Source organism: Phenylobacterium haematophilum, assembly GCF_014196295.1.
Classification (GTDB): domain Bacteria; phylum Pseudomonadota; class Alphaproteobacteria; order Caulobacterales; family Caulobacteraceae; genus Phenylobacterium; species Phenylobacterium haematophilum.
The window spans coordinates 272655-283799 of sequence record NZ_JACIDK010000004.1 but is presented as its reverse complement, the minus strand read 5'-3'; the positions used below and the strand labels follow the sequence as shown (position 1 = coordinate 283799).

10 protein-coding genes are annotated in these 11145 nt (G+C 67.6%); 5 read left to right on the top strand and 5 right to left on the bottom strand.

What is annotated here, in order from left to right:
* Genes GGQ61_RS15490 through GGQ61_RS15480 form a run of 3 tightly spaced genes read left to right on the top strand, consistent with a single transcriptional unit; the run spans window position 1 to window position 1453 of the window.
* Window positions 1–543, top strand: coding sequence for an RNA polymerase sigma factor (locus tag GGQ61_RS15490; protein WP_183774570.1), 543 nt, complete (start codon window positions 1–3; stop codon window positions 541–543).
* Between the two features lie 4 nt (window positions 544–547).
* Window positions 548–973 (top strand): hypothetical protein, encoded by a 426-nt coding sequence (locus GGQ61_RS15485; protein ID WP_183774567.1) that lies wholly within the window; start codon window positions 548–550, stop codon window positions 971–973.
* Window positions 974–1453, top strand: a complete 480-nt coding sequence (locus GGQ61_RS15480; protein ID WP_183774563.1) for a periplasmic heavy metal sensor — start codon at window positions 974–976, stop codon at window positions 1451–1453. It begins immediately after the preceding gene.
* On the opposite strand, the gene GGQ61_RS15475 is transcribed toward GGQ61_RS15480, so the two are convergent.
* The 3 genes from GGQ61_RS15475 to pepN all read right to left on the bottom strand — a co-directional run bounded on the left by GGQ61_RS15475 (window position 1450) and on the right by pepN (window position 7273).
* A complete protein-coding gene (locus GGQ61_RS15475; protein WP_183774560.1) occupies window positions 1450–3936 on the bottom strand; it encodes a sensor histidine kinase in 2487 nt (828 codons plus the stop codon). The genes GGQ61_RS15480 and GGQ61_RS15475 overlap by 4 nt on opposite strands.
* Window positions 3937–4073: 137 nt before the next feature.
* On the bottom strand, window positions 4074–4574 hold the full coding sequence (locus tag GGQ61_RS15470) for a response regulator (protein WP_183774557.1): 501 nt from the start codon (window positions 4572–4574) through the stop codon (window positions 4074–4076).
* A gap of 80 nt (window positions 4575–4654) precedes the next feature.
* Entirely contained in the window at window positions 4655–7273 is a 2619-nt protein-coding gene (pepN, locus tag GGQ61_RS15465) for an aminopeptidase N (protein WP_183774555.1), read from the bottom strand.
* A 124-nt stretch (window positions 7274–7397) separates the two neighbouring features.
* On the opposite strand from pepN, the gene GGQ61_RS15460 reads away from it, so the two are divergent.
* A complete protein-coding gene (locus GGQ61_RS15460) occupies window positions 7398–8045 on the top strand; it encodes an OmpW/AlkL family protein (protein ID WP_183774552.1) in 648 nt (215 codons plus the stop codon).
* On the opposite strand, the gene GGQ61_RS22635 is transcribed toward GGQ61_RS15460, so the two are convergent.
* Window positions 8042–9043, bottom strand: a complete 1002-nt coding sequence (locus GGQ61_RS22635) for a LuxR C-terminal-related transcriptional regulator (RefSeq protein WP_183774548.1) — start codon at window positions 9041–9043, stop codon at window positions 8042–8044. The two genes, GGQ61_RS15460 and GGQ61_RS22635, sit on opposite strands and share 4 nt — an antisense overlap.
* Window positions 9044–9306: 263 nt before the next feature.
* On the bottom strand, window positions 9307–9876 hold the full coding sequence (locus tag GGQ61_RS15450; RefSeq protein WP_183774545.1) for a hypothetical protein: 570 nt from the start codon (window positions 9874–9876) through the stop codon (window positions 9307–9309).
* 143 nt (window positions 9877–10019) lie between these two features.
* Between GGQ61_RS15450 and GGQ61_RS15445 the strand changes: the two genes are divergently transcribed.
* Entirely contained in the window at window positions 10020–11141 is a 1122-nt protein-coding gene (locus GGQ61_RS15445) for an acyl-CoA dehydrogenase family protein (protein ID WP_183774542.1), read from the top strand.
* The last annotated feature ends 4 nt before the right edge of the window (window positions 11142–11145 follow it).

Genomic DNA, 11145 nt, shown 5'->3' with positions numbered 1-11145 from the left:
TTGAGCGACCCGGACGAGGAGCTGCTGGCGCGAGTGGGCGACGGGGACCCGGCGGCGGTGCGCGCGCTCGTCGCCCGCAAGCTGCCGCGGCTGCTCGCCCTGGCGGGGCGGATGCTGGGCGATCCTGCCGAGGCCGAGGACGTGGCCCAGGAGGCTTTCGTACGGGCGTGGAAGCAGGCGCCCGGCTGGCGTCCGGGCGGTGCGCGGTTCGACACCTGGCTGCACCGGGTGGCGCTGAACCTCTGCTACGACCGACTACGCCGCCGCAGAGAGGTTGTGACCGACAACCCTCCGGAACAGCCGGACGACGGGCCGGCGCCGGACCGCGGCCTGGAGGCCAAGGATGTCGGGGATCGGGTCGCGGCGGCCATGCGGCGCCTGCCGGACAGACAGCGGGAGGCGATCGTACTGTGTCACTACCAGGAGCTCTCGAACATCGAAGCGGCGGCCATGATGGGCGTCAGCGTCGAGGCCCTGGAAAGCCTATTGGGACGGGGGAGACGCGCCTTGCGCGCGGCGTTGTCGGACATGGTGGGAGTTTGATCGGATGACCCACGAACGTTTCGAGATACTGGCCCAGGCCTATGGCGGGGACATCGCCCGCTGGCCCGCCCCCGAGCGCGACGCCGCTGCTATGCTGATGGCCGCCGAACCGGAATTTGCGCGCGTCGTGCTTGGCGATGCAGGCAAACTCGACTCTGCGCTCGATCTATGGGCGCCGATAGCTGTCTCCCCCGCGCTGCGTGACTGCGTGATCGCCTCCGCCCCCGCCCCGCGTCGTCGCTGGGGACTACGCGCCTGGTTCCTTCGCGCGGGAGTCGGCGCCGGTCTGGCCGCCGCCTGCGCGGCGGGGCTCGTCGTCGGAGTGATGCTATCGGATCTGACCCAGGCGCCAGCCTCGGAGGACACGGTGAGCGTTGCGGTCAGCAACTATGATGACTTGTCGGGCCTGGTGACGTTGGAGGGCGTTTAGATGAGCCGCAAATCCCTGCTGATCGCGCTCTTCGGCTCTCTGGCGCTGAACCTGTTCCTGGTCGGCGCGGTGGCCGGCGGGCTGGTTGTCGGCCAGAAGGTGCGGGCTGAGCGGCCGCACATGGCCCAGCGTCCCAACCCGCCTTTGTGGCGGGCAGGGGATGCCCTGCCGCCGGACCAGGCACAGGCCTATCGCCGCGCCCTGCGCGACCAGAGCGTGGAGGTGCGTGAGGCCATGCGCGCTGCACGGACCGCGCGGATGGACACCTGGCGCTCAATCGGCAAGGAGCCGTTCGATCCGGCCGCCGCCAAGCGTCGGCTGGCCGAGATCCGCGCACAAGAGGCCGACGCGCGCGGCAAGATTGAAAACCACGCCATAGACTTCGCCGCGGGCCTGTCGCCGGATGATCGGAAGGTTCTAGCGCGCGGCCTGACCGAGCGGCCGCGGGGACCGCAGCCGCCGATGGATCGTCCCCGCTAGGCCGCGGCGAACCCGCCGACCGGCTGAACCACCTCACCCCGGCGCAGGGGGAGGGTGAACGACACCATGGTGCCCTCGCCCGGCGCGCTCTGCATGTCGAGCATGCCGCCGTGCATCTCGACCAGCGACTTGGTCAGGGCCAGGCCCAGGCCTGTGCCCTGCGTGGTCTTGGAATGCTGGCTCTCCACCTGTTCGAACGGCCGCGCCAGACGCGCCAGATCATCCTGCGCGATGCCAATCCCGGTGTCCTGGACGCTGACCCGGATGCTCTCGCCAGTCGGATCGCGCCGGCCCTCGGCGCGCACCGTCACGCGCCCGCCGCGCGGCGTGAACTTGATGGCGTTGGACAGGAGGTTCAGCAGCACCTGCTTGACCGCCCGATAGTCGGCCTCGACCTCGGGCAGGTGCGGGAAGTCGATGGTGAGCGTCAGGCCGGCGGCTTCTGCGCGATTGCGCACCAAGCGCGCGGCGTCCTCGGCCACTTCCTCTAGCGCCAAGGGCTCGAGCCTCAGGCTCATCTTGCCCGCCTCGATCTTCGACATGTCGAGGATGTCGTTGATCAGCGCCAGCAGGTGTTGGCCCGATGACAGAATGTCCTGGGCATAGCCCTTGTATCGAGGGTCGCCGAGAGTGCCGAACATCTCGCCGACCATGATTTCGGAGAAGCCGTTGATGGCGTTCAACGGCGTGCGCAGCTCGTGGCTCATATTGGCCAGGAATTCGCTTTTGGCCTTATTGGCCCCCTCGGCGCGAACCTTCTCCATCTCGTACTTGCGAGCCAGCTCGGAAAGCTGTTCCTGGCTGCGTTCCAGGTTCTCGACGGCCCGCTGTAATTGCTCTTCGTTGAGGCGGCGGGCCGCTTCTTGGGTCTTGATCGCGGTGATGTCGGCGGCCGTCATCACCAGGCCGCCTTCGGCCGTTCGACGCTCCGAGATCTGGATCCAGCGGCCGTCGGCCAGTTGGGCTTCGCGCACGCCCTTGCGGCCGTCGGGGCTCGGGCCTTCCTGCTGAATCGCAAGCTGAGCGAAGCGGCTGACCTCGTCGCGTAGCGCGCCGGGCTTCAGCAGACGCGGCTCAAGCGAAAAGACGCTACGGAAGTTCTGGTTGCAGAGCAGCAGCCGGCCATTGCGGTCCCACAGCACGAAAGCCTCGGAGACACTCTCGATGGCGTCGCGCAGCCGGCCCTCGGCGGCCTGGGCGCGGGCCTGGGCCATCCGCTCCTCTGTGACGTCCAGGGCCACGCCGATGATCCGCGAGTACCCTTCGTGGCCTGGCCGCGCGAAAGCCTGGCCGCGGGCGTCGATCCAGATCGGCCGGCCGCCCTGCAGCGACGGCACGCGGAACGAGACATCGAAGCCGCCATACATAGCCGCCGTCGACAGCGCCTGACGGACCCGCTCGCGATGGTCGGGCGAGACGCGGTCCAGCACCTCCTGGCCGGACACGACGCCGCCGCCGCCCCAGCCGAGGATGGCGCCAGTGACGTCGGACATGAACATCTGGTCGGTGGTCAGGTCCCATTCCCAGATTCCGCAGCGCGCCGCCTCGACCGCCAGCCGGAAGCGCTGCTCGGAATCGATGAAGGCCTGCTGGGCGCTCTCGATGCGGCGGCTCTGGTTCAGCAGCAGCAGTCCGAGCGCAAAGGCGACCACCAACGGGGCGGTCAGCCAGGCGAGTTCGCGGCTGACCGACAGGCCTTCCTGGGCGCTCGAAGGCGTGGCCGCCACGGTCAGCAACGCGCCGCCCATCGCCGGGCGAGCCACGATGTCGAGCGGGGCGCCGTCAGGCTTGGCTCCCTTCAGGAGGCCGCTGGCGCGGCTGAGGTCGGCGGCGGAAACGCCAAAGCCCTGGTTGACGTCCAGGGCCTGCGAAAGTCCCCCCGCGCCGAGCGCGGCGATGATCCGACCGTCGGCGCCGGCGAGCGCCTGGTCTGGGGAGAGCGCCGCGCCCAATCGAGTTGGATCGCCGATCACGACGATGCGACGTCGGCCTTTCGGGGTCATGGCCTCGATGGAGGCGGCGATCGCTGGCGAAGCTTGGGCGGAGCCGCCAAACCATATCGCCGTCTTGCCGCGTTCGATCTCGGCCGTCAGGGCGCGCCAGTCGACGCCAGGCGCCTTTCCGGCCAGCGCAATCACGCCCTGATCGTCGAGGATGGCCACTGCGGTGGCGGCGCCTGAGGCGGCGGTCAAACCGGATTCGGCGGCGTCCAGAGGAGGGTCGGCCCGGCGCTGCAGGGTTTCTCGCGCCGCCAACAGGCCGCCGCGCAGGGTTGCGCCTTCAGTCTCGATGCGTCCGGCCAGCGCCTCGGCGCGGCTGGGCAGGGCCGCATTCTCAAGCGTCTGCGCTTGCGGCTCGCGGCTGATCCGCACCACGGCCACGGCGGTGTAGACCGCAAGCAGCAACAGGGTCGACAGAATGGCGATGCGTACGAAACCCTGGTGGGCAAGCAGCCGCGAGCCCGGCGCTGGGGCGCCGCGCATGCGGTCGGGCCGAGCTCCGGCCGTGTCTTTGCCCCCCCGTTTGGCCAAAGCCCAGCCGCTCCTCTGCGCGCCGATTCACGTTAACGATGAGTCTACGCAAGCGGGCTGGTCGCGTCACGGGCCGTCTAACTTTACCGTCAGGGTTTCGTGCGCTGTCCTGCACGACGTTCGGGACCTGTGTACTTCGGGTCATCATGCCGGCGACGATCGGGTCCGAAATAGCTGTCGCAGCGGACGAAGGGCCGGCTTTTGTCGATCACCCAGGCGATGCGCTTGAACAGGTCCGCGGGCGCTATCGGCTTGACGCAGAACTCGTTCACGCCGGCGTCACGTGCGGCCATGATCCGCGGCCGGTCCGCGTGGCCGGTGAGGAGGATGATCGGCGTATAGGGGGCGGGGCTCTCGGGGGCGGTGCGTAGCCAGCGCGCGAAGTCGACGCCTTCCTCCGCGCCCAGCATGTAGTCGAGGATGACGATGTCGCTCGGCGCGGCGCGCATCTGGGCTTTGGCCGCGGCGATGGTCTGGGCGTCGTCGAGTTGGCTGGCTCCGAAGCCGCGCAGCATGGCCTTCACCAGGTTCGCTGCGTGGGTGCTGTCATCGACGATCAGGAAGCGCAGCCGGTGAAGGGACATGGACATGACGGGCGCTCCAAGCCTGTCCCCGACGTTCCGGAATTCACGTAAACATTCCGTTCGTTGCGGTCGGGGACGGCACGGCGCTAGTCGGCCAAAGCCTTGCTCGCCAGCTCGTAGACGTTTTTTGACAGCCCGTCGGTGGCCGCGATGCGCGCCAGCTGCTCCTTCATCAGCGCGCCGAGCTCAGGCTTGTAGCGCCGCCAGCCGCCCAGCGGCTCGACGAGGCGCGCGGCCGTCATCGGGTTGAAGCCGTCGACAGCCAGGATCTGGTCGGCCAGGAACCGGTAGCCGGCGCCGCTCGGATCGTGGAAGCGCGCCGGGTTGAAGTTCGCGAAGGTCGAGACCAGCGCCCGGAGGCGGTTCGGGTTCTTCTGGTCGAAGGCCGGATGGGCGGTCAGGCCCATGACGCGGCCCAGGGCCGACTCGTCGGGATCGCGAGCCTGCAAGGCGAACCACTTGTCGATGACCAGCGGTTCGGACTTCCAGCGCTCGAAGAAGTCGACCAGGGCGTTCTCGTAGAGCTCTCCGCCGACCAGCATCAGAGCCGACAGGCCGCCTATGGCGTCGGTCATGTTGGCGGCCGCACGATAGTGGCCGTCGGCGAGTTCTCCGATCTCGGCGCGCGGATTGGCGGCCATCAGATCCAGGGCCGCGTTGCGCAACGCGCGACGTCCCGCGCTGGCTGCGTCCGGCGAGAATTCGCCCAACTCCTGCAAGCCGATGTGCAGACGCTTGAGATCGTCGGTCAGGTGCAGGGCCAGTCGCGTGCGCAGGGCTTCGCGCGCCTCGTGGATGGCGGCCGGGTCGGCCGGCTGGATCGCCAGGGCCAGGTCGGACTCGCTCGGAAGCGACAACAGCAGCGCCTTGAACGCGGGGTCGGAGGCCTGGTCAGACAGAGCGCGGCCCAGGGCCTCGGCGAAGCGTTCCTCGCCGACCTCGTCCGGTCCGCCTTGAGCGCGGGCGATAATCAGGGCGCGGGCCAATTCCTGGCCGGACTCCCAGCGATTGAACAGATCGGGGTCGCTAGCCAGTTGCACGTAGCGATCAGCGGCCCGCGCATCCGTGCGTAGCGTCACGGGCGAGGAGAACCCGCGCAGGGCCGACACCACCGGCGCGGCGTCGACGCCGGTCAGGGTCACGGTTTTGGAGGCGCCGTCGAGGACGATAAGAGTCTCGTCGACGGCCTGTCCGTCCCGTTCGAAAGCCAGGGTGCGGCCCTCGCCGTCTAGCAGGCCAAGGATCACCGGCACCGGCAGGGGGCGCTTGTCCGGCTGTCCCGGGGTCGGCGGCGTCGATTGGCTGAGCTCCACCGTCAGGGTTCGCGCCGCGGGATCGTAACTATGGGCGAGTGACACCTTCGGCGTGCCGGCCTGCTCGTACCAGACGAAGAAGTCACTCAGGTCTCGGCCGCTGACCTCGGCGAAACAGCGGATGAATTCCTCGACTGTGGTGGCGTGGCCGTCCCAGCGTTCGAAGTAGAGATCCATGCCCTGCCGGAACGCTTCGGCCCCGATCAGGGTCTTGAGCATCCGGATCACCTCGGCGCCCTTCTCGTAGATCGTCGCCGTGTAGAAGTTGTCGATTTTCATGTAGCTGGACGGGCGCACCGGGTGGGCCAGGGGGCCCTGGTCCTCGGGGAACTGGCGCGCGCGCAGCGCCTTCACGTCCTTGATCCGCTGGACCGCGTGGCCGCGCATGTCGGCCGAGAAGCTCTGGTCGCGGAAGACCGTCAGGCCTTCCTTCAGGCATAGCTGGAACCAGTCGCGGCAGGTGATCCGGTCGCCAGTCCAGTTGTGGAAATATTCGTGGGCCACGACGCTCTCGATGCGCTCGTAGTCGAGGTCGGTGGCGGTGGCGGGATCGGCCAATAGCAGCGAGGAGTTGAAGATGTTCAACCCCTTGTTCTCCATAGCCCCGAAGTTGAAGTCGCGGACAGCGACGATCATGAAGAGGTCGAGGTCGTACTCACGCCCGAACGCTTCCTCGTCCCACTTCATCGAGCGCTTCAGCGCGTCCATGGCGTAGGCCGCACGCGGGGCCATGCCCGTGTCGACAAAGATGCGCAGGTCGACCGTGCGGCCGGTCATGGTGACCAGCTTGTCTTCCAGAACGTCCAACTCGCCGCCGACCAGGGCGAAAAGGTAGGCGGGCTTGGGGAACGGGTCGTTCCAGACCGCGAAGTGGCGGTCGCCCGGCAGGTCGCCGGCCTCGAGCAGGTTGCCGTTCGACAGCAGGTGACGGAACGCCTTGTCGGCGACGATCCGAACCGTGAAGCGCGACAGCACGTCGGGGCGGTCCGGATACCAGGTGATCTTGCGGAAGCCCTCGGCCTCGCACTGGGTGCAGAAGCGGCCCCCGGACATGTAGAGGCCTTCGAGCGCCTTGTTATTCTCGGGGTCGATCTCGACCTCGGTTTCCAACACGAACGCGTCGGGCACGTTGGGAATGGTCAGAAATTCGGCGTCGATCGTACGCTCGTCCTCGGCCAACACGCGGCCGTCCAACGCCACCGAGATCGGTTTCAGGCGCTCGCCGTTCAGCACCAGGGGGCCTGTGTGCTCGCCATTTCGCCGCACGTTCAGGCGGGCCTTCACGCGGGTGGTGTTCGGCGCAAGGTCGAAATCGAGGCGAACCTCGTCGATCAGGAAGGCGGGCGGGGTGTAGTCGGCGAGCCGGATCGCCTGGGGCGTGTCTGTGCGCATGAGGCGCATTTAGCCACGCGCCGCGCCGTCCGCCAGTACGCCGATTTGAGGTCGGTCAAGGCGCAGCTTCCGGATCGGCGGGATGTCTCCCTAGGTAATAGTCACAAGAGTTTTGGGGATATTCATGACGACCGCTCGCTTTGCGGTGGCCCTCGGGGCCGCCCTCGCCATCGCCGCGCCCGCCGCCGCGCAGGACTTCCGGCCCAAGGAAAAGGGACTGCTGATGCTGAACGCCCGCATCAGCGGCGTCCTCACCGATGCAGAAGAACCGATCCTGACCGGCGGCGGCGCCGACAGCGGCCTGAAGGCCAAGGTCGGCGACGACGTGATGCCGACGCTGGGCCTGACCTACTTCCTGACCGACAACCTTGCCATCGAGGCCATCGCCGGGACCACCCAACACGAGGTCAAAGCGGTTGGGCCCGGGACTGACGTCGCGGTGCACGAAACCTGGGTGCTGCCGCCGGTCGTGTCGCTGCAGTATCACTTCGCGCCACAAGCCAAGGTCAGCCCCTATGTCGGCGCGGGCGTCAACTACATGATCTTCTACGGCGGCGAGGACGAGAACGGCTTCAAGGTCGATATCGACAACGGCTTTGGCTATGCGCTGCAGGCGGGGGTCGACGTCGCTTTGAACGGGCCGTGGAGCGCCAACCTGGACGTCAAGAAGGTGTTCTTCGAGACCGACGCCTCGGTCAACGGCGGGGCGCTCAAGAGCAAGGTGAAGCTCGATCCGTGGGTGGTGTCGGCCGGGTTCGGCTACAAGTTCTAGCCTCCTGACGGCGGGAACCGCCTCGCAAGCTCGGCCTTCGAATGGATGTCGAGCTTGCGATAGATCGAGGTGAGCTGGTTGCGGACGGTGGCGGGACGTACTCCCAGCTTCGCAGCCACCTCGCCATGCGAGGCGCCGTCGGCGAACAGCCGGGCGACCCGCATCTCCGCTGGCGTCAGCCCCTGATCGTCGCGCTGGTCGGCCGACAGCATGCTGCGGCCCGGACTGCGCATCAGGTGGAAATCCAGGCCCCCGACCGCCAGGTCCGACCGGCCAGGCTGCAGGATGGCGCGGACCTCGGCAGGCAAGAGCGGCCCGGTCCAGTCCGGAAACGCGCCGCGCAACAGTCTGCTGAACCCGGAGTCGGCCGCCTGCAGTCGGCCCTCGTCATCGATCACCGCATGGTTGCGGCCTGGAAGGACCGCGCTGGTCTCATGAGCGGCCAAGGCTTGGCGCTGGCGCCAAGCGGTCGCCAGATGCGGCATCAGCAACTGCATTTGGTCGCGCTCGGCGTCCGAATAGGCGGCGGTCGGATCTGCGCGGAACAGGAACAGCATTTCGCCGAGGTCCGCGGCCGGATCGGCGTGGACGACGCCCAGGGCGTGCTCGATCCCGGCCGGACTGGAGAATTCCTGATAGATGGCGGTGCGGTGATAGTCGTCCAGCGCCATGACGTCCTCATTGCGGAACGCCACGCCGGGCTCGGCGACGGCGGCAGCGCGCACGAAGTCGTGTGTCTGCCAGTTCAGCGCGTAGTTCATCAGCATTTCCGGCGCCTGGTCCACCAGGGCCACGCTGTGGATGGTGTTTGTCGAGTGCGCGCCGGACGCCCAGACGCCGGAGTCGAACGGCAGGGCCTCGCGCAGCTGGCGAAGGGTGAGCTCCTTGAACTCCGTGTACGGCAGGGTGAGGACACCCTCGTAGATCCGGGTGATCGCCCTATTGAGCGCGGCTTCTGAGGAAGGCCCGGAGGACTTCGGCGGGATATCGTCGGGCACGGCCGCCTTCCAGTCGCTCATAGGGCGTTTGCACTATTGAGGGGTGTGCGCGCGGGCGGCAATACTTGTTGTGAACAAGCAAGAGGACTTGCTCAAGCCGGTCCAGCTGCTGGTTTGCGGGGTTCGGGCTAGGCGCCTCAAATGACGCGGGTTGGCGCCGCGCCGGATCGCCGAAAAGGAAAGGGCCGTGTCGGGGGACGCGGCCCTTCCCGAACTTCAGGGTCTGCCGTCCCGGCGCTCAGCCTGTCCCCAAGGATCTGCGCTCAGGCCACGGCCGCCCTGGCGGGAGTCGGGCTCGCCGTCGGCGCTTCTCGGAAGTGCCGGTCCAGCTTGGCGATCTCTTCGGCGATGCGCTGCAGCTCGGGCGGCGCGTCGCCGGCGCTCTCGTCGACCAGCCGCACGACTTCACGGGCCAGCGCCAGCAAGTACGGGGAGCGCGCGATCAGGCGCGCCTGGAACTCGATCTTATGCGGATCGCGATCATACTCGGCGCCCGGCACGCGCCAGCCGCCCCAGTCGGCCGCATCGGTCACCACCACAGGATAGGTGCCAGGATAGGGGTGGTGGGCGGCGTCCTCTTCGCTCTGCCACTTGTTGCGGGCGCGCATGAGCCGCCAGGGCGGCGCGCCGGCGCCTAGCGCTTCGGCGCCGCTCTCCTGTTCAGGCTTCAACTCGTGCGCCTGGAACTCTCGGTTCAGCCCGACGTCGTAGGTGACCCGGACCGGCTCGTCAAAACCCTTGGCCCAGACCGGTACGATCTTCTCGATCGTCGCCCAGACGCCGACGCTCTCAACCCAGACCTTCTGGTTACGCTGGTAGATCGCCTTGGCCATGCGCGCCTTCCGGAGCTCTTGTTCAGCGGCCATAAAACCCTGAATTTCTTGACGCGAGGTCAATCTTTTCAAGGCGCGTCGGGTGCGTATGGTGGCCGCCAAGCAAGCATCAACCGGCCGCACAGACGGCGGAATGGGCGGAAATGAATTTCGATTTCTCCGACGACCAGAAGTTTCTGAAGAACGAGGCGCGCAAGTTCCTCGACGCCAACTGCCCCACCTCGCGGGTGCGCAAGGTGCTCGACGACGACGCTAAGGCTTACGACGCCGATCTCTGGAAGGCGGTGGCCGGACAGGGCTGGCTCGGTGCGGCGATTCCCGAGGCGCACGGCGGTCTCGGGCTAGGGCATCTCGAGCTCTGCGTGATCGCCGAGGAGTTGGGCCGCGCCGTCGCGCCGATCCCGTTCGCCTCGACGGTCTACTTCCTGGCCGAGGCGATTATGCTGGCGGGAGACGAACAGCAGAAGGCCGAACTCCTTCCGAAGATCGCCGCTGGCGAGATCATAGGTGCGGTCGCCACGTCCGAGGGGCCCGGCGTCGTCACCGCCTCGAACCTCCAGGCCAGCGTCGTCGACGGCAAGCTCAGCGGCGTGAAGGTTCCGGTGACCGACGGCGATATCGCCGACCTGGCCCTCGTGCTGGCCAAGGAGAACGGCAAGCCCGGCCTCTATCTCGTCGATCTCAACGCCGCTTCGGTGACGCGCGAGGCGGTCAAGACGCTCGATCCGACCCGCGACGCCGCCAAGTTGACCTTCAGTGGCGCGGCGACCCGCAGGCTGGGCGGCGCCGGCGACGGAATCGAACTGCTGGAGCAGATCTTCGACCGCGCAGCGGTGCTGCTGGCCTTTGAACAGACCGGCGGGGCGGACCGCTGCCTGGAGATGGCCAAAGAGTACGCCATGGAGCGTTACGCCTTCGGCCGGGTTATCGCCTCCTACCAGGCGATCAAGCACAAGCTGGCCGACATGTACGTCAAGAACGAGCTCTCGCGTTCGAACGCCTACTACGGCGCTTGGGCGCTGAACACGAACGCGCCGGAATTGCCTGTCGCCGCCAGCGCCGCACGGATCGCCGCCAGCGAGGCCTATTGGTTCGGCTCCAAGGAGAACATCCAGACCCACGGCGGCATCGGCTTCACCTGGGAGATGGACTGCCATCTGCACTACCGGCGCTCGCGCCAACTCTCGCTTGTGGCCGGCGCGCCGCGCGTCTGGAAGGAGCGCCTCGTCAGCCACCTCGAACGCCGTAACGTCGAAGCTGCCTAAGGGA

Bases quoted from the DNA above. Each gene is read 5' to 3' on its own strand.
- GGQ61_RS15485 (WP_183774567.1), top strand. From the start codon at position 548: ATGACCCACGAACGTTTCGAGATACTGGCCCAGGCCTATGGCGGGGAC.
- GGQ61_RS15480 (WP_183774563.1), top strand. From the start codon at position 974: ATGAGCCGCAAATCCCTGCTGATCGCGCTCTTCGGCTCTCTGGCGCTG.
- GGQ61_RS15475 (WP_183774560.1), bottom strand. From the start codon at position 3,936: ATGCGCGGCGCCCCAGCGCCGGGCTCGCGGCTGCTTGCCCACCAGGGT.
- GGQ61_RS15470 (WP_183774557.1), bottom strand. From the start codon at position 4,574: ATGTCCATGTCCCTTCACCGGCTGCGCTTCCTGATCGTCGATGACAGC.
- pepN (WP_183774555.1), bottom strand. From the start codon at position 7,273: ATGCGCACAGACACGCCCCAGGCGATCCGGCTCGCCGACTACACCCCG.
- GGQ61_RS15460 (WP_183774552.1), top strand. From the start codon at position 7,398: ATGACGACCGCTCGCTTTGCGGTGGCCCTCGGGGCCGCCCTCGCCATC.
- GGQ61_RS15450 (WP_183774545.1), bottom strand. From the start codon at position 9,876: ATGGCCAAGGCGATCTACCAGCGTAACCAGAAGGTCTGGGTTGAGAGC.
- GGQ61_RS15445 (WP_183774542.1), top strand. From the start codon at position 10,020: ATGAATTTCGATTTCTCCGACGACCAGAAGTTTCTGAAGAACGAGGCG.